The sequence below is a fragment of the Paenibacillus sp. FSL K6-3182 genome, assembly GCF_037976325.1.
Taxonomy (GTDB): Bacteria; Bacillota; Bacilli; order Paenibacillales; family Paenibacillaceae; genus Pristimantibacillus.
In genome coordinates this window covers 4,396,344-4,413,954 of the sequence record NZ_CP150265.1, presented here as the reverse complement: position 1 = coordinate 4,413,954, position 17,611 = coordinate 4,396,344, and the positions used below count along the sequence as shown (strand labels likewise).

25 protein-coding genes are annotated in these 17,611 nt (G+C 44.6%); 24 read left to right on the top strand and 1 reads right to left on the bottom strand.

Features of this window, described 5'->3' with window-relative positions:
* The first annotated feature begins 57 nt into the window (after window positions 1-57).
* The gene (locus tag MHH56_RS19495) at window positions 58-651 is read left to right on the top strand and encodes a CPBP family intramembrane glutamic endopeptidase (protein WP_339203301.1); all 594 of its coding nucleotides are present in this window, start codon (window positions 58-60) and stop codon (window positions 649-651) included.
* Window positions 648-881, top strand: a complete 234-nt coding sequence (locus MHH56_RS19490) for a hypothetical protein (protein ID WP_076271370.1) — start codon at window positions 648-650, stop codon at window positions 879-881. Before MHH56_RS19495 ends, MHH56_RS19490 begins: the two co-directional genes overlap by 4 nt.
* Here MHH56_RS19490 and MHH56_RS19485 read toward each other — a convergent pair.
* A complete protein-coding gene (locus MHH56_RS19485; RefSeq protein ID WP_339203299.1) occupies window positions 871-1,728 on the bottom strand; it encodes a polysaccharide deacetylase family protein in 858 nt (285 codons plus the stop codon). The genes MHH56_RS19490 and MHH56_RS19485 overlap by 11 nt on opposite strands.
* Window positions 1,729-1,905: 177 nt before the next feature.
* Between MHH56_RS19485 and MHH56_RS19480 the strand changes: the two genes are divergently transcribed.
* The 22 genes from MHH56_RS19480 (at window position 1,906) to MHH56_RS19375 (ending at window position 17,531) form a co-directional block, all read left to right on the top strand.
* The gene (locus MHH56_RS19480; protein WP_339203298.1) at window positions 1,906-2,229 is read left to right on the top strand and encodes a hypothetical protein; all 324 of its coding nucleotides are present in this window, start codon (window positions 1,906-1,908) and stop codon (window positions 2,227-2,229) included.
* 203 nt (window positions 2,230-2,432) lie between these two features.
* Window positions 2,433-3,047, top strand: coding sequence for a genetic competence negative regulator (locus tag MHH56_RS19475; RefSeq protein ID WP_339203296.1), 615 nt, complete (start codon window positions 2,433-2,435; stop codon window positions 3,045-3,047).
* A gap of 136 nt (window positions 3,048-3,183) precedes the next feature.
* Window positions 3,184-4,434 carry a Glu/Leu/Phe/Val dehydrogenase gene (locus MHH56_RS19470; RefSeq protein ID WP_076271366.1) on the top strand — a complete coding sequence of 417 codons (1,251 nt, stop codon included), beginning with the start codon at window positions 3,184-3,186 and terminating at the stop codon, window positions 4,432-4,434.
* 15 nt (window positions 4,435-4,449) lie between these two features.
* A complete protein-coding gene (gene prsW / locus MHH56_RS19465; protein ID WP_076271365.1) occupies window positions 4,450-5,145 on the top strand; it encodes a glutamic-type intramembrane protease PrsW in 696 nt (231 codons plus the stop codon).
* Between the two features lie 74 nt (window positions 5,146-5,219).
* Window positions 5,220-5,381, top strand: a complete 162-nt coding sequence (locus tag MHH56_RS19460; protein WP_179089937.1) for a hypothetical protein — start codon at window positions 5,220-5,222, stop codon at window positions 5,379-5,381.
* 103 nt (window positions 5,382-5,484) lie between these two features.
* On the top strand, window positions 5,485-6,837 hold the full coding sequence (ypeB, locus tag MHH56_RS19455) for a germination protein YpeB (RefSeq protein ID WP_339203294.1): 1,353 nt from the start codon (window positions 5,485-5,487) through the stop codon (window positions 6,835-6,837).
* Between the two features lie 58 nt (window positions 6,838-6,895).
* On the top strand, window positions 6,896-7,552 hold the full coding sequence (locus tag MHH56_RS19450; RefSeq protein ID WP_076271363.1) for a flagellar brake domain-containing protein: 657 nt from the start codon (window positions 6,896-6,898) through the stop codon (window positions 7,550-7,552).
* A 53-nt stretch (window positions 7,553-7,605) separates the two neighbouring features.
* Window positions 7,606-7,803 carry a hypothetical protein gene (locus MHH56_RS19445; RefSeq protein ID WP_076271362.1) on the top strand — a complete coding sequence of 66 codons (198 nt, stop codon included), beginning with the start codon at window positions 7,606-7,608 and terminating at the stop codon, window positions 7,801-7,803.
* Between the two features lie 171 nt (window positions 7,804-7,974).
* Window positions 7,975-8,643, top strand: a complete 669-nt coding sequence (gene cmk / locus MHH56_RS19440; RefSeq protein ID WP_339209675.1) for a (d)CMP kinase — start codon at window positions 7,975-7,977, stop codon at window positions 8,641-8,643.
* Between the two features lie 3 nt (window positions 8,644-8,646).
* Entirely contained in the window at window positions 8,647-9,225 is a 579-nt protein-coding gene (locus MHH56_RS19435) for a lysophospholipid acyltransferase family protein (protein WP_339203291.1), read from the top strand.
* 81 nt (window positions 9,226-9,306) lie between these two features.
* Entirely contained in the window at window positions 9,307-10,542 is a 1,236-nt protein-coding gene (gene rpsA / locus MHH56_RS19430) for a 30S ribosomal protein S1 (RefSeq protein WP_339203290.1), read from the top strand.
* 194 nt (window positions 10,543-10,736) lie between these two features.
* Window positions 10,737-11,381: a hypothetical protein gene (locus MHH56_RS19425; protein WP_339203289.1), complete on the top strand. Its 645-nt coding sequence runs from the start codon at window positions 10,737-10,739 to the stop codon at window positions 11,379-11,381.
* Entirely contained in the window at window positions 11,381-12,298 is a 918-nt protein-coding gene (locus tag MHH56_RS19420) for a YIEGIA family protein (protein ID WP_339203287.1), read from the top strand. Before MHH56_RS19425 ends, MHH56_RS19420 begins: the two co-directional genes overlap by 1 nt.
* Window positions 12,291-12,470 (top strand): hypothetical protein, encoded by a 180-nt coding sequence (locus tag MHH56_RS19415; protein ID WP_076271357.1) that lies wholly within the window; start codon window positions 12,291-12,293, stop codon window positions 12,468-12,470. The genes MHH56_RS19420 and MHH56_RS19415 overlap by 8 nt, the downstream gene beginning before the upstream one ends.
* Window positions 12,471-12,547: 77 nt before the next feature.
* Window positions 12,548-13,870, top strand: coding sequence for a ribosome biogenesis GTPase Der (gene der, locus MHH56_RS19410; protein WP_076271356.1), 1,323 nt, complete (start codon window positions 12,548-12,550; stop codon window positions 13,868-13,870).
* Between the two features lie 12 nt (window positions 13,871-13,882).
* On the top strand, window positions 13,883-14,479 hold the full coding sequence (gene plsY, locus MHH56_RS19405) for a glycerol-3-phosphate 1-O-acyltransferase PlsY (protein WP_076271355.1): 597 nt from the start codon (window positions 13,883-13,885) through the stop codon (window positions 14,477-14,479).
* 10 nt (window positions 14,480-14,489) lie between these two features.
* The gene (locus MHH56_RS19400) at window positions 14,490-15,524 is read left to right on the top strand and encodes an NAD(P)H-dependent glycerol-3-phosphate dehydrogenase (protein WP_339203284.1); all 1,035 of its coding nucleotides are present in this window, start codon (window positions 14,490-14,492) and stop codon (window positions 15,522-15,524) included.
* An 81-nt stretch (window positions 15,525-15,605) separates the two neighbouring features.
* Window positions 15,606-15,881: a stage VI sporulation protein F gene (locus MHH56_RS19395; RefSeq protein WP_076271354.1), complete on the top strand. Its 276-nt coding sequence runs from the start codon at window positions 15,606-15,608 to the stop codon at window positions 15,879-15,881.
* Window positions 15,882-16,017: 136 nt separating this feature from the next.
* Window positions 16,018-16,197 carry a DUF2768 family protein gene (locus tag MHH56_RS19390; protein ID WP_076271353.1) on the top strand — a complete coding sequence of 60 codons (180 nt, stop codon included), beginning with the start codon at window positions 16,018-16,020 and terminating at the stop codon, window positions 16,195-16,197.
* A gap of 55 nt (window positions 16,198-16,252) precedes the next feature.
* Window positions 16,253-16,549: a 2Fe-2S iron-sulfur cluster-binding protein gene (locus tag MHH56_RS19385; protein ID WP_076271352.1), complete on the top strand. Its 297-nt coding sequence runs from the start codon at window positions 16,253-16,255 to the stop codon at window positions 16,547-16,549.
* On the top strand, window positions 16,549-17,196 hold the full coding sequence (locus MHH56_RS19380) for a hypothetical protein (protein WP_339203282.1): 648 nt from the start codon (window positions 16,549-16,551) through the stop codon (window positions 17,194-17,196). The genes MHH56_RS19385 and MHH56_RS19380 overlap by 1 nt, the downstream gene beginning before the upstream one ends.
* Window positions 17,184-17,531: a 2Fe-2S iron-sulfur cluster-binding protein gene (locus MHH56_RS19375; protein ID WP_339203281.1), complete on the top strand. Its 348-nt coding sequence runs from the start codon at window positions 17,184-17,186 to the stop codon at window positions 17,529-17,531. The genes MHH56_RS19380 and MHH56_RS19375 overlap by 13 nt, the downstream gene beginning before the upstream one ends.
* The last annotated feature ends 80 nt before the right edge of the window (window positions 17,532-17,611 follow it).

The window sequence follows — 17,611 nt, the reverse complement described above, 5'->3', positions numbered from 1 at the left end:
AGTATAGGTGAAAAGGTCGAAAAAGAAAATATGAACGTTCCAGACAGGCGGGAAGCTATGAAGAAATTTGATATTCGCAATATTCGCATTCGAAAGGTGTCCGTTGATGAGCTAGATGACCGCATGCTGTTAATCAATTTATATGCTACGCAAGCATTTACTTTTATTATCGGTTTAATATGGGTTTTATTTCAGCATCAAAATGTGATTGCTTTATTTACGCCTCCAAAGGAGCTTGCTTTTGTTTATTGGGGTGCAGGCTTAGCAGCAGCAGTTATCATAGTTGACCTGCTTATTTCGCGCTTTGTTCCAGAAGAAGCAAGCGATGATGGCGGAGTAAATGATCGTATTTTTCGGACGCGGAAGGTTTGGCATATTGCAGTTATTTCCTTAGTTGTGGCTATTTGTGAGGAATTGCTCTTTCGCGGGGCGATTCAGCATGCCATAGGTCCCTATTGGACAAGCATAATTTTTGCTACTATTCATGTAAGGTATTTAAAACATTGGATTCCCACCGGACTCGTATTTTCGATTAGCTATGGCTTAGGCTGGATTTATATGGAATCAGGTACGATTTGGGCACCAATTATTGCACACTTTTTGATCGATTTCATCATGGGTTTAATTATAAGATTCAGGAGGGAGTCATGAGCAGGAAAGAAAAGTTTGGAAATTCGAGAGCTTCAGCACAGCATGAAGAGACGGCAGAGCCGTCCATCATCGGAACGGATTCCAATCAGGGAGAAGCTCTGCCGCCTCGGCGAAAGAAACATCCTACACAAATGAATAAGGTTACAAAGTTTTATTATAATTTATTGTTCCTGTTGTTTGTAAGTTTAGTTGGTGGACTTTTTTGGTATGGCTTAAAATTTAGCGAGTGACCTCAATGGTGGCTGGATCGATGAATCCGTAGCCTTTGTTTTCAAGTGAGGTGAGCAACTCATCAAGAGCATCGGCAGTCCATTGAAGCTCATGCATAAGTATGTTGGCGCCGGGATGCAGCTGCTCCAGCACATTTTTAATGACAACCTCAGGCTTGTTTTTGGCTGTTTTATCCCAATCAAGGGAACCATTTGACCACGTCATGTAAAGCATGCCGTGGTTTTTTGCAATTTCCTTGACCGTATCACCGCCAGATCCGTACGGAGGGCGGAAAAACAATGGTTTTTTATCTATTAAAGCTTCGACATCTGTTTGAACATCGCCGATTTGCTGTTCAACGACTTCTTTAGCTTCTTTTTTCAAATCGTTATGATCCCAAGAGTGGTTGCCGATTGTTTGTCCGCGTTCATCAATGAGCTTCAACAAATTGGGATTTTTTTTCACCCGATAACCATTTACGAAAAAAATCGCTTTAGCCTTATGTTTATCAAGAGTATCGAGCATGCTGGTTAAGACGGTTTCATCTTTTGGCCCATCATCGAAAGTAAGCAAAACAACCTTGCTTGATGTACTCTCCTCAATCGGTACGAAGCGATAGGCTTCGCTCATTCGATATAGTGCTGTTATGCTGGTTTCCTGCTCACTCGAAGCGGTTGGTGTAGGTTCCTCACTCGTTACGACTGTCTCATCGTTTATTGCATTGTTTGAGCTTTGTGAAGTCTCGGGTACGGCTGCTGTCTCAGTGGCTTCAGTTGAAGACTGCAGGCTCTCGTTTTGCTGCTGCGCACTGCAGGCCGTTAGAAGCGACCCGAGAAGCAGAATGATTATAGGCAGGTTACGCTTCATGATGCTTGCCCTCCATAATTTTGATGTAAATGCTGCTGAAACGACATCATTGTATCATATTTGCCTAATCGAAGGATAAGGATGATTTCCTTATTTTATATGGAATGGCGCTTCTGCTTGTCGGTCAAACTAACAACTGAATACGCAAGATGAATTAGGAAAGAGGTGTTCGAGATCATGAGGTTAAGTGGCTTTTTAGTCGGTGGAATAATTGGCGCAGCAGCAACGGTATATCTCTCGCGCAGAAAGCCTGGAGCAGTATCATGGGCAGCACATGCGTTTTCTGACGTTTGTTCCAATGTTGCACGCAATTCTGTTGCGAAAATGATGAGTAAATCTGTGAAGGAAAATGCGTCTGCGCTTTCCCCAAAGCATTCAGACGATACCGCCGTAAAATCCGAAGCCGCTTGGGGACAAATTGAGGCTATCGTAAACAGCGATCCCTCATTGAAGAAGGAAGCGGACAAGATCAAAGCGGAATCGTCAGCCTTTTCCCACTAAGTAAAGCAGCAAGCATGCAGAATCGTAGGGACGCAAAGCAGAAATGCGATGCGATCAAACGATTCTTTTTTTCGTTCATTATTAGTGCAATCAGTGAAAAGACATGATAAAGTAGTTACATAGCATGATTTGGTCAATTTGATCACATCTTACTTAGAAATTCATACGCTATTACAACAGATGCTGCAGAGGAGGATCCTGTCATGAAAATCGAACGACTGAGCCAGGATAAGATTCGAATTTTCCTGACGTTCGACGACCTGCTGGAACGGGGGATCCAGAAGGACGACATGTGGCGCGAAATTCCAAAAGTACACGAACTATTCAGTGAAATGATGGATCAAGCATATAGTGAACTTGGATTCGATGCCAGCGGCCCATTAGCGGTCGAAGTGTTTGCCCTCCCCGCTCAAGGTATGGTAGTGATTGTCACCCGTGGCAAAATGAACAGTCATGCAGGCGATAGGCCAACTGAAGATGACGACACGGAAGACGAAATATACGAGATGGAAGTGACGCTTGAGCAAAGCGATATTGTGATGTACTCTTTCCGCGATTTTGAGGATGTTATATCGGTTTGCAAGCAATTGCTAAGCTCTACGCTTACGGAAGACGGACGATTGTACTCCTATCATGGCAAATATATATTAGCGCTGGAACCTGCTCTTATCGAGGCTTCCAGGCATAACGCTGTTATTGCATTGCTCGCTGAGTATGGTGAAGCAACATCGGTAACCTATGCCATGCTGGAAGAGTACGGAAAAGTGATTATACCCGAAACAGCGGTAAGGGAAATATGTAATCATTTTAGTTTTTAATCAAATGTACACGGATAGAGCATCTGCAGGCTGATTTTGTCTGTACGATGCTCTTCTTGCATGTAGCATGTCATAATAATGGAATATACGAAGGAAAAGGCGCTCATATTAGATATAGACAAAGGCGGTGAATGGAATGAGTGATAAAGAAGCAAACGATGTGTTGCATTCTACTCAGATTGTTATTGAAGAAGCGCTGCGCAGGCTTGGCTATGATCAGGATATGATTGATTTATTGAAGGAGCCCATGAGGCTTCTGACCGTCCGTATTCCAGTTCGGATGGATGATGGCAAAACAAAAGTGTTTACGGGTTATCGAGCACAGCATAATGATGCGGTAGGACCTACAAAAGGCGGTGTGCGTTTTCATCCAGCCGTCACTGAAAACGAGGTTAAGGCTTTGTCCATTTGGATGAGTCTAAAATGTGGAATTGCTGATCTGCCCTATGGCGGTGGTAAAGGCGGCGTTATTTGCGATCCAAGAACGATGTCTTTCCGAGAAATTGAGAATTTAAGCCGAGGGTATGTGCGGGCCATCAGCCAAATCGTAGGACCAAGCAAAGATATTCCTGCGCCTGATGTGATGACTAATTCACAGATTATGGCTTGGATGATGGACGAGTATAGCCGCATTCGTGAATTTGATTCTCCAGGCTTTATAACAGGGAAGCCGCTTGTGCTTGGCGGATCCAAAGGAAGAGAGACAGCTACAGCCAGAGGGGTCGTTATGATGATCCATGAGGCTTTGAACATGAAAAATATAGACATTAAAGATGCGCGAATCGTCATTCAAGGCTTTGGTAATGCTGGAAGTTATCTTGCCAAATTCATGCATGAGGCCGGTGCGCGCGTGATTGGTATTTCCGATGTGAACGCGGCGTTGTATAATAAAGAAGGACTCGATATAGAATATTTGCTCGATCGTCGAGATTCCTTTGGCAATGTAACGAACTTGTTTACGAACACAATAACGAATGCTGAGCTGCTCGAGCTCGATTGTGATGTGCTTGTGCCTGCGGCAATCGAGAATCAAATAACGGAACAAAATGCCCATCTCATTAAAGCAACCATCGTAGTAGAAGCAGCGAATGGCCCAACGACGCTGGAAGCTACGCGAATCCTGTCGGACAAAGGCATTTTGCTTATTCCGGATGTGCTCGCGAGCAGCGGTGGCGTCATCGTGTCCTATTTTGAATGGGTGCAAAATAATCAAGGCTATTATTGGGATGAACAAGAAGTGGATGATAAGCTGAAGCTTATGATGATAAGGGGCTTCAACCAAGTGTATGAAATACACCGCACCCGTAAGGTCGATATGCGTCTTGCTGCTTATATGGCCGGTGTACGCAAAATGGCTGAAGCTGTACGCTATCGTGGCTGGGTGTAAGAAAGTAGGGGAAGAATGCTGTTGTTTTCCGTTTTGACTGCGGCTGTTGCGCCAGGCGTTTCGCTGCTTACTTATTTATATTTGAGAGATCGTTATGAAGCGGAGCCTATCCACATGGTAGCAAGAATGTTTGTGCTAGGCATTCTTGTCGTTGTACCGATCATGGTTATTCAGCGGGGACTTCAGCTTTGGCTTGGCGATCACTCGCTCATATTTGCCTTTGGAGAATCCGCAGGCGTAGAAGAGTTCGTAAAATGGTTCGTACTGTATCATGTCATATACAACCATACCGAATTTGACGAGCCTTATGACGGAATCGTTTATGCATCAGCCATTTCGCTTGGCTTCGCAACCTTAGAAAATGTTTTGTATGCCATTTACTCGCCTGCTACGTTCGGCACGCTTCTTGTGAGGGCGCTGCTTCCCGTTTCTGGCCATGCCTTGTTCGGTATAATGATGGGCTACTATTTAGGGAAAGCGAAGTTTGCTCCAAAAAACAAAACCGTCTATTTCTTAGGCATTTCACTTTTGCTGCCAGTGCTTCTACATGGTACTTACGATTGGATCATGATTACGTTGCGCACAAATTGGATGTATTTTATTATTCCGTTTATGATCGTGCTTTGGATATGGGGCTTGCGCAAAATGAGTCATGCGAATGCACGGTCGCCCTTTCGATTTATGGTCCGTGAAGATGAGATTAAACTGTAGTCGATCCGTCCATACTTACATTATATTGTAATGCCTGAAATGATGGCGTTCGAATAATGGCTGAGGAGGGTCTTATGGAGGCTGCAAGAATAAAGGTAACGATTAGATGCAATCTATGCGGAGAAAAATTTGTGCTTCGCGGACGAAGAGAAAAAGATTCGATTGATACTGGCTTTAAGCAATGCATTTGCAACAATGCAAATGATCTGGAAATTGAAGAGCATAGCGTATTTTAGGGAAATACATGCAGCAATGACAAATAAATAGATGGATGCATAAAGCTCCCTTGGGCAAACCAAACTAAAACCAGGTTTTGCACAAGAAAGGAGCTTTTGTATTATGTACCGTCGACTCAGTTCAATTCTATTTCCCATTATGACCGTGCTGTTTATCGGCGCTGCCTACTGGGGTTATCAAGAGCAACAAGAGAAAAACGCAGTTTTGATAAAGGCAGAAAATCAATATCAACGAGCGTTCCACGATTTGACTAACCATGTTGAGCAGCTGCATCAGCAATTAGGCAACACGCTAGCTGTTAACTCCACCTCACAAGCCTTTCATCGCAAAGGGCTTGTCAATGTATGGCGTTTAACGAGCCAAGCGCAAAATGAGATCAACCAGCTTCCTGTATCGATGCTTCCTTTCAATGAAGCAGAAGACTTCCTGTCGCGCATTGCAAACTTTGCATACAAGACATCTGTTCGCGACTTGACGAAGCAGCCGCTTTCGCCTGATGAATTCAAGACGCTTAAGACGCTCTATACAAATTCACAGGAAATATCGAAGGATTTGTCAAAGATGCAGAAGGATGTGTTGAACAACCGTCTGCGCTGGATGGACGCTGAAATCGCAGCTGCCAAAAACGCAAGTGACCCCAACATTATCATTGATGGCTTTAGATCGGTAGAAAAGAAGGTAAGTGAATATCCAGAAATCAATTGGGGCCCTTCCGTTAGCAGCATGTATCAGAAGCGTACGATTAAAATGCTTGGCGGAAACATGGTGACCGCTGAAGAAATTAAAAAAGAAGCGGCTAAGTTTACTGATGTTCCTAATGCTGACATCCGTGTTGTTGAAAATGCGAAGGGAACTGAATATGCTTCGTTCTCAGCAACGGTGAAAGAAGGTAAGGACAGTACGCTTCAAATGGATTTTACGGAAAAAGGCGGCCAGCTTCTCTACTTTTTGAATTCTCGTGATATTGGAGAAGCGAAAGTGACTTTTGAAGAGGCAAAAGCATCGGCTGATTCCTTCTTGAAGAAACACGGATTTAAGAATATGAAAGCTATTAGCTACGACAAGTATGAAAATACAGGTGCATTTACTTATGTAGGCACGCAGAACGGGGTACTTATTTACCCTGATAAATTGACCTTGAAGGTTGCTCTTGATAAAGGGCAGACCGTAGGCTTGCAAGCTAATGATTATGTGTATCAACATCACACTCGCAAGATACCTAGTCCAACGATTACAAAAGGTGAGGCAAGGAAGGCGCTAAATCCGGAGATGAAGGTGCAAACAGAGCAAATGGCGATCATCTTCAACGATTTAGGCAAAGAGGCTCTTTGCTATGAGTATACGGGTAATATGAACGGTTCGATTTATCGCGTATATATCAATGCAGAAACCGGAACGGAAGAATCGATTGAGGAAATGTCTCACGCAGATTCTAAGGCAGCTTCTGACAAATAACGATATGGCTCCCCTCAAATCGACGTGTTATAATGACATGTAAATGGGGGGAGTCAATTTGTTGCCAAAAGTGAACCAAATGCTTTACTATCAGATCGCATCGTCAGACGAAGAGGAAGCAGCGATTGAATACAAGTCCCGTATTGCCGATGAGCAAGAGGACGGCTTACTAATAGAAGTTCCAATCAGCGAGAAATCAGGAAGGTACAAGCGCCTTTTTTTAGGAGATGAGCTTTCTGTTTATTTTGTATCAGAGGATGGCATAAAAAATTATTTCGATTCACATGTCCTTGGATTCAAAGAGGATGGCGTTGTTAAACTCATAAAAATTCGCAGGCCTGAACTAGATCGCATTACTAAAGTTCAAAGACGCAGCTTCTTGCGCGTATCAGCTGAACTCGAGATTGCAGTTAAGATGTCAAGCAACATCCGGTTTGTCTGTGAAACCGATGATGTTGGCGGTGGCGGAATCTCCTTTATTTGTGATGGAAAATGGCAGATCGCACCTGAACAAGTACTAGAGTGCTGGTTGCTAGTTCCATTTAAGAACGGGACTATTGAACATGCTTTTTTCCGTGGGGAAGTCGTACGAGTTGTCCAGCTTGAATCCGGAAGGAAGCAGGCTATGATTAAATATGTGAGCATCAATGATTCAGAGCGGCAAAAGGTTATCAGGTACTGCTTTGAGAAGCAGCTGGAATATCGCAATCGCTGAATAACATTCGTTTAATATGGAAAACTACCCAGAAAGAGGAAAGGGTTGTCCATATGACACGAAATCTGTTACATAAAAAAACAAACCGCAAAAAAATGATTAAACTAACGGATGAAGTAAGCAGTGTATTGAAGAAAATCATCATTACGCTCGTTATTTTACTCGTATGCTCACAAGCAGCATTGCAAAATGATACGGTTAGATATTGGCTGACGGGTGTGGATCAGTGGGAAGGAACCCATATGAACTGACGCTCAGCTTTTGCATCTGCGTATATAGTGTGGTATAATTTTCACGTTCGCAGGCAAAGCCTGCTTTTTTCTTGAGAGGTTTGCGTCGCATTCTTACATGCATTCGGCCAGCCGTCTCTACTAAAAGGGGGTTGACCTTAGGTGGTGCATCACGAAGGTGACAGCGACCGTATGAACATTGCAATTGACGGGCCGGCAGGCGCGGGCAAGAGCACGGTTGCACGGAAAGTCGCCGAGCAGCTTGGCTATGTGTATATCGATACAGGCTCTATGTATCGCGCAGTAACACTAAGCGCCCAGCGAGCAGAAGTAAAGGTGGACCAGACAGCCAAACTTGCTGAACTAGTAAAAGCATTAGAGATTGAGCTTGAACCTGGTGAACATGGCCAGTCGGTATTTGTGAATGGTGAAAATGTAACCGCATTGATTCGCTCGCGCGAAGTGACGCTTCAAGTGTCTCATATTGCTGCGAATGAAACGGTACGTGAAGTTCTTGGCGACTTGCAGCGCAAGCTTGCAGAGCGTAAAGGCGTTGTAATGGATGGCCGTGATATTGGTTCACATGTGCTGCCAAATGCGGAACTGAAAATTTTTCTGACTGCATCCGTTAAGGAACGGGCACTTCGCCGTTACCGTGAAATAGTGGACACTCAAACCATTTCGCTTGCCCAATTGGAAGCGGAGATCGCAGAACGTGATCGTTTGGACGAGCAACGTGACATCTCACCGCTCATATGTGCGGAGGATGCTATTGTACTCGACAGCACCGCCATGACAATTGATGAAGTAATTCATGCAATTGTGAAATTAAGCCGAACCAAATTGGCGGAGGCGAAGTAAACTATGTCATATCTTATTTTTAGGTTTCTCCTGCGTGTTATTTACACGGTGTTATTTCGATTAGAAGCTAGAGGAACGGAAAATATTCCAGCCGACGGACCAGTTGTCCTCGCTTCGAATCATTTGAGTAACTTTGATCCGCCTACGGTTGGAGTCAAGGTGAAACGCAAGGTTTATTTTATGGCGAAAGAGGAATTATTTAAAGTTCCCGTATTTGGGCCTCTTATTCGTTCGTTTGGCGCGTTTCCAGTCAAACGCGGCGGTGTGAGCAAGGACGCTATCAAGTCTGCGATCACGTTGCTGAAAGAAGGCAATGTCATGGGTATTTTCCCGGAGGGCTCTCGCAACAATCAATCTGGAGCAGCCAAGAAGGGTGCAGCCATGATTGCTGTTCGCAGCGGCGCAGCAGTCGTTCCTGTTGCCATTGTCGGTAAATATAGACCATTCAGCAAAATAATCGTTTGTTACGGCAAGCCTATTGATCTTACTGCAATTATTGAAGAATCATCGCCTGATATGCTTGAGCAAGTAACAGACGCCATTATGGCTCGCATTCGCGAGTTAGCTGCAAACAATCGTTAATTTATGTTTTAAATGCTGCTTTCGCTCTAGGCGCTTGCGGATTTAAATAAAGTTGGGGTTAGAACTGAGGAGGTTATTTCAATGTCAGAAGAAACTAATGTGCAAGAATCCGTGGCGGAAGAAGTAAGCCAAGACGCTTTGGATAATTTCGTGTCTTTGAAAAAAGGCGATTCCGTTAAAGGTACGATCGTCAAAATCGAAGATAACCAAGCTTATGTAAGCCTTGGATATAAATATGACGGTGTTATTCCGGTTCGTGAGCTTTCTGCAGTGCAGATTGAAAACGCAGCGGATGCTGTTCAAATCGGTCAAGAGGTTGAGCTTAAAGTTGTAAGCATCGACGACGAGAAAGAAAAGCTTGTTCTTTCAAAACGTCAAGTTGACGGCGAAAAAGCATGGGATGTTCTTGAAAAACGTTTTGAGAGCGGCGAAGTATTTGAAGTTGCTGTTGCTGACGTTGTAAAAGGCGGCCTTGTTGCTGACGTAGGCGTTCGCGGATTTATTCCGGCATCGATGGTTGAGCGTCATTTCGTTGAAGATTTCGCAGGTTACAAAGGCCGTACGCTTCGCGTTAAGATCAAAGAAATCGATCGTGAGAACAACAAAGTGATCTTGTCTCAAAAAGAAGTACTTGACGCTGAATTCGAATCAAGCAAAAAGCAAGTTATTGCTGCGCTTGAAGTAGGTCAAGAACTTGATGGTACGGTTCAACGTCTTACACCATTCGGCGCTTTTGTTGATATCGGTGGCATTGACGGCCTAGTTCACGTATCCGAGTTGTCATGGCAGCATGTTGCACATCCGAAGGATGTTGTTTCTGAAGGTCAAACGGTACGCGTTAAAGTACTTAAAGTTGATCCAGCTGCTGGAAAAATCAGCCTTAGCTTGAAAGCCGCTCAACCAGGTCCTTGGGATTCTGCTGGTGGTCAATTTGCAATTGGCGATATCGTAACTGGTACTGTTCGCCGCCTAGTTCCATTCGGCGCTTTCGTTGAAATCGCTCCAGGCGTTGAAGGTCTTGTTCACATCTCGCAAATCGCGCACCGTCACATTGCTACACCTAACGAAGTTCTTCAAGAAGGCCAAGAAGTTCAAGCGAAAGTTCTTGACTTTAACCCTGCTGAAAAACGCGTTAGCCTAAGCATCAAAGAAACAGAAGAAGCGCCTGAGCAACCAGCTCCTAGCGCTAGACCTGATCGTGCACCACGTTCACCAAAAATCGAGAAAATCGATAACCCGAATGTAAGCTTGAGCAATGAGAGCATGAGCTACTCACTTGCAGAGCGTTTCGGCGACAAGCTTAAAAACCTTAAATAATATTTATTATATCAATCAAAAACGCCTTCAGCGTCCTCTGGATGCTGAGGCAGCTTTGACGGAGAAATGTAAGATAAGTAGAAGCAAATGATATACTTTCTTATATTTACAAAAAGGAGCTATTTCTGCGAAAACTCGCAGGAATAGCTCCTTTTTTTTGGTGCATAATAGGGGGTACAAGAGGTGAGATAACGTTGAATCCCGGATATATGTCGATTTGGATTATGATTATTATGTTTATCCTTATTACGACAGGCTGGAAGCCGTTTATAGCTCCCGATATCAGCCGTCGTATGTTGTCGCTTCTTAGCATTGTATTAATCGCACTGATGGGTGTTTCGTTTTGGTGGAAGCCGTTACAAGGCCATATTCAGGTCGAGCTCCAAATGAGTGTTTGTCTTCTATTGCTGTTAGGCATACTCACATTTAAGAAAGCCGAGGATTGGAGTTATCTAGGGTACTTAATATTGTGCACAATAATGATTGCTGTCATATGGGGGTTCATCCGCAAAATGTATAGCTTTGATCCTGTTTTTCATTGGATTGATCCGAGCTGGGATGCTCCTTTGCTTTGTGGAATTTTTTGCGGCGCGTTTACCTCGCATGTAAAACATCAATTTGGGATGATCGTTTGGGGAGCGGTGCTTGGCGAAACGTTAAACACTGCCCTTCAATTAGGAGCACACACCGCACATATTGGCAATTTAGCTTGGTGGGACAGTTTTTGGATTGCGCTGGCTACAGCGATGACTTGCAGTTTGCTGCTAAAATCGGTTCGATTAGTGTTTTCCAAGCTCAGCGTAATACTTTGGCATATAAAGGGAGGGCGTCCATCCTAATGCAGCATTTTCTCGTTGAAAACAAATATTTGGTCGGTGTCCTCCTTGGGATTGCTTTTGGGCTTATCTCTCGCTTGCTCATGCTTAGGACGGATTATCGCCAGTATCCAACTTATCCTCATGGTCGAATCATCCACATATCATTAGGCGTAATTGCAGCGGCATTAGGAGCTGTTGCTGTGCCGGCGCTATTTAACAAAGATTACACTGCAATTACTTTCCTAACTTTAGCTGCTCAGCAATTTAGAGATGTGCGAAAAATGGAACGCGAAACGTTGACGAAAATCGACAGTATGGAGCTGGTAGGACGCGGTTCGACATATATTGAAGGAATCGCCATGGTATTTGAAGGGCGAAATTACTTAGTTATTATGACGGCATTGCTTACAAGTCTATTTGGGATATTAGTAAATATATGGGTGGGGATGATAGCGGGAGTTATCTCGCTCTTAGTCGTCGAGAAGCTGAAATCAGGCAAAGCTGTCTCCCATATTGCTGAGGTGCAAGCCGCGAAGGTTCGAGTGGATGGACCGGACTTGTTTGTTGATAACGTTTATATTATGAACGTAGGTTTGAAGAGCAACCAAGAAATCATTGCAGCGCGTGGCATGGGGTTTATTTTGACTCCCTTCAACTCAAATGGAAAAGTTACTTTAAGCAATCTTGGTCAACGGCAAGCTATTCTTTACGATTTGGCTACGATTTTAGGGGTATATCGCGATGATGGAGAGCCTGCTTTAATACCTATGGCGAAGCTGGATATGAAGGATGGACGATTGGCTGTATTTATATTGCCACAGGAGTTGGATGCAGATAAAGGGAAAGCAGTTATCATGCGAGTGCCGATTTTGGAATCTGCTGTTCGCATGCCGACAGAAGCATCTGTGAACAAGAAAGGGGCGGAGGGAAATGGCTGAAATCTTAGCTGTGGTATCCATTCATGCAGATGCGGTTAGTGGCGGAGCGCCGATTTTTATTGCAGAAAATGTAGATAAATTGGAAGAAACCTCGTTTCTGCTCGAGAAGATTTTGGATGCGAGTGCGCATGATTTAAAGAACGGTACAATCATACTGGTCAATCACCGATAATATGAAAAGTTAGCCAAGAACGCACTTTTTTGCTATGATGGATAGCGTGAGTATTTTTGAAGGAGTGGAAAACAAACATGGCAAGACCCGTTATCGCTATTGTCGGTCGTCCGAATGTGGGGAAATCCACGATTTTTAATCGGGTCATCGGCGACCGTCTAGCAATTGTTGAGGATAAACCGGGCGTCACTCGTGACAGGCTTTATGGCACCGGAGAATGGAATGGAAAACCGTTCAGCATTATTGATACTGGCGGTATTGAAATCGATGGCGAAGATGAAATTATGAAATCTGTGCGTATGCAGGCTGAACTCGCAATTGAAGAAGCAGATGTAATTATCTTTATGGCGGATGCGAAAACAGGCTTGACGCATGCGGATGATGAAGTTGCTCAAATGCTATTCCGTTCGGGCAAGCCCGTTGTGCTTGCAGTTAATAAAGTTGATAATCATGGCCGCATGGATGAAGTTTATGAGTTTTATGGACTTGGCTTTGGTGAACCAATCGCAATTTCCGGCTCGCATGGACTAGGTATCGGTGATTTACTTGATGCTGCTGTCGCTTTGCTTCCTGATCTAACCGATGATGGCTACGATGAGGATGTCATCCGTGTTGCATTAATCGGCCGTCCTAACGTTGGGAAATCATCTCTAGTGAATGCACTGCTTGGCGAAGACCGTGTAATTGTAAGCAATGTAGCGGGTACGACTCGTGACGCCATTGATACACCTTTCGAGCGTGATGGGCAGCGTTATGTGCTCATTGATACAGCCGGCATGCGTAAACGCGGCAAAGTGTATGAATCCACAGAGAAGTACAGCGTAATGCGTGCGATGAAAGCGATTGAACGCGCAGATGTTGTTCTAGTGCTGATTAACGGTGAAGAAGGCATCATCGAGCAGGACAAGCATATTGCTGGTTATGCTCATGAAGCAGGAAAAGCATCGATATTTGTTGTGAACAAGTGGGATGTCATCGAAAAAGATGAGAAGACCATGCAAAACTTCTCGCAAAATATTCGTGATCATTTCTTGTTCATGTCTTATGCACCGATCGTTTATTTATCAGCATTAACCAAAACGCGTTTGCATAAGCTGTTGCCTGTTGTGAAGCATGTTTCTGAACAGCATGCAATGCGCATTCAGACTCATCTTCTTAATGACGTCGTTTCGGATGCAGTAGCGATTAATCCGCCGCCATCCGACAAAGGCAAGCGTCTACGCATCAACTATGTTACGCAAGTAGCGATCAAACCTCCGACGATTGTTGTTTTTGTCAATGATCCGGAAATTATGCATTTCTCGTATGAGCGCTATTTGGAAAATAAAATTCGTGCTGCATTTAATTTTGAAGGGACTCCTATACGCATATTCTCGCGTCGTAAGTCCGAAGAAGATTAGGGGAGAAGTAGCTTGTTATACGGAGTAATCGCGGTTGCTTTAAGCTATTTGTTAGGCTCAATTTCATTTAGCATCGTTATTGCAAAATGGGTGAAAGGTATCGATATACGTCAGCACGGCAGTGGAAACGCTGGTGCTACGAATACACTCAGGGTGCTCGGCAAAGGGCCGGGCTTACTGGTGTTTTTACTCGATATCGGCAAAGGGGTAGCAGCTGTATTTATTGGCCGCGCTCTTAGTGAAAACGACTGGATTCCAGTTTTGTGCGGATTAGCCGCAATCATAGGCCATAACTGGCCGATTTGGTTCCGCTTTAAAGGAGGCAAAGGCATTGCAACGACTGTAGGTGTCATTGCGACCCTTGCTTTCGTGCCTGCACTTTGTGCAGGAGCCATTGCCATTGCGACAATTGCTTTGACCAGATACGTATCGCTTGGCTCATTATTGTTTGCTGCTTTAACGCCATTATTTATTACTTTGTTCTATTATTCGGTTCCTTTACTTTGTGCAAGTCTTCTGATATGTATTTTTGCATTCGTACGCCATCGGTCGAATATTGTAAAGCTGTTTCAAGGAACAGAAAACAAGTTAGGTGCAAAGAAAGGGTAGTGAGCGTCGCATGACAAAGCAGGATTCATCAACAATGAAAAATGCGGCAGTGCTGGTTGCTGGAAGTTGGGGCACTGCTCTTGCTTCTGTACTCGCGAGAAATGGCTATCATGTAAAGCTATGGACACGCAGTACGGAACAAGCGGAGAACATTAACCTCAGCCATGAGAATAGCAAGTTTTTGCCTGGTGTACAGCTTCCTGAGCTAATCCATGCAACTACGGACTTAAAGGATGCACTGCAGGATGCTGAGCTCGCTTTGTTCGTTGCGCCTTCTGGTGCAATGCGCGAGGTAGCTAAGCAAGCGGCACCGTTTCTATCGGATAAGACACTTGTTGTTCATGCAACAAAGGGCTTTGAAACGGATACTTTGAAGCGGATGACGACTGTACTTTCGGAAGAGCTTGGTCGACCGATGGAACAGCTTGTTGTTTTATCAGGACCAAGCCATGCTGAAGAGGTTATTTTGAAGCAGCCTACTACAGTAGTTGTTGCTTCAACTGATTTGAAAGCAGCTGAGCAAGCCCAGGATGCGCTCATAAATACGCATTTCCGAGTGTATACCAATCCGGATGTCGTTGGTGTGGAAGTGGCTGGAGCCATCAAAAACATTATTGCATTAGGTGCAGGCTTGACGGATGGGCTTCAGTTTGGCGACAATGCCAAGGCTGCTTTATTAACTCGGGGCCTAGCGGAGATCAGCAGGCTTGGAACGGCAATGGGGGCGAATCCGCTCACTTTTGCTGGATTAGCTGGCGTAGGCGATCTTGTCGTTACTTGCACAAGCAAGCACAGTCGAAATTGGCGTGCTGGCTACATGCTTGCAGATGGCACGCCTCTAGATGATGTGCTCACTCGGATGGGAATGGTCGTAGAAGGTGTTCGTACGACGCGTGCGGCTTACAGTTTAGCCAAAGAGTACGATGTTGAGATGCCGATTACGTTTCAGTTATATGAGGTATTGTTCGCGAACAAAGCGCCTAGGACTGCTGTTGAGCATTTGATGGGCAGGCTGCGGACGCATGAGATCGAAGAGTTAGGCTAAGGACCAGCGCCTACACCAATCTTCTTGCCTTCTCATATGATGCATGGAGCAATACACATGCGCATGCTGGAGGTGTAGAGTATGGCGAGGGATTTCTCCAAGGACATTCTTAATTCGATCAATAAAAAGACGGGCAAAGGAATTTCCGAGAGCTCAGTCAAAAAGCTTGCCAGCGGAGTTACAGCACAGACGATGACTGACGAAGCTGAGCTTCGCAAGCTGATTAAGCAAGTGTCGGAAGTGGCTAAGGTCAAGGTTACGGAATCTACGATTAATGATATCGTAAGAGCTGTCAAAGCCAGCGGCATGAGCGCCAGCAATATGGAAGCAATCATGAAAATGATGATAAAAAAATAAAAAATTGCGGCAAAAGCGTGGAGCGCCCCGAATATTTTATTCGGCAAAGTGTTCTGTCAGCTTTTGTCCTTTTTTTTGTGCGATGTTATAATGGGTGAGAATTCATTATGATATAGATTAGGAGAATGGAATTTCTATGGATGCTATGACAAAAATGTGGGTTTCGCTATTCGGCATTGGAATGATGGCGATTGCGGCCCTTTTAATTACGTTTGCTCGTTTGAAAACGAAAGGCGCAGTGAAATTTATTCTTTCGTTAATTGCATTTATTGTTCTAATTATTGGTTTTGTATGCGGACTTATATCCATTATTTAGTTCTTATTACATAGGGGACGGTCGTTCACTAACAAAAGGGAGATTTTGACATACAATGATTGAATTAAAGGGTAGAACCAAAACAGCTGTTGTAAAAGCAGAAGAAGGCTTGTCGCTGCTTGATCATGCACTTAAGCATGAGATTGATTGGAGCTTCTCTTGTGCGAGAGGAACCTGTGCCCGTTGCCGCTGCTTGGTAACCGAAGGCATGGAGCATCTTGAAGGCATTACGGACGAGGAGTGGGACCGCCTTGAGCCGGAGGAGTTTGAGGAAGGTTACCGGCTCGGCTGCCAGGCCATCGTCAAAAGTGCAGATGCGAAAATCGCAGCAGCCAACAAGCCTTATTTTTAATGCATAAGCTACTGATGAAGGAAGTGCCAGCGATGTCAGAAAATGAACGCATTCATAAAGCGCTGGCTGTCGTTAAAAAAGCGACAGAATCATGTCAGGCGCAGTGGATTATTGGCGGAAGCGCCAGTCTAATGCTTCGAGGACTTGAACTTTCAAACGATCCGCGTGATTTGGACATTTATTGTGATGAAGAGAATGTACAAGAAATTTATGATGCTCTTGAGCCTTTTGCCCAGGATCAACCAACATTAAGCGTGACAGAGATGTATCGATCAACGCTCAGCCATTTTATTATACAAGGAATACAGGTAGAGCTCGTCGGCGGGTTCGAGGTGAGTGCTCAAGGCAGTAAGTATGAGACGATGGTTAATAAATTACTGATGCCTTTCTCAGAGCAAGTGCTGTTAAACGATGCTAATTATTCAGTAGCGATCGTTCCGCTTGCGCATGAGCTGTGGTTTAATTTCTTGCGAGATCGGATGGATCGCGTTGATTTAATCGTTCAAGCGATTGCAAAAGCACCTGCTCAGCATGAGGGTGCATTCCTTGCGATTGAAACTAACAATACATTCACCGCTGAGGCAAGGCGTACTCTTCATCAGCTGTTGTCTTATCGAAAGGGCGGTGGCTTGTCATGGATGGAGTAGTTACTTTTTGGCCATCGGGCAAGAGCATTAAGGTGAAGCCGGGCACAACGCTGTTAGACGCTGCTAGACGTGCGAATATACCGATTCGCACACGTTGCGGGGGCAAAGCTGCTTGCTTCATGTGCAAGGTCACTGTGAGGCCGGGAAGCCAGCTGCAGCCGATTGGTGATGTGGAGAGAAACAAACTGTCTGGATTAGACGGAAATCATGAACGTTTATCATGCCAAGCTAGAGTAGCTGGAAAAGTGGATGTGGAAATTCCTTTAGATCCGCTGCGAGCGGCAGTTGTAAGGCAGCTCGCAAGGCAAGCAGAGGAAAACGATGATTTATGGTAGGCTGAACGACGAAGCAGGTTTGCTTCGCAAACCTAAGCATATCCTTACGAAGCAGGTTTGCTTCGCAAACCATTAGGAGG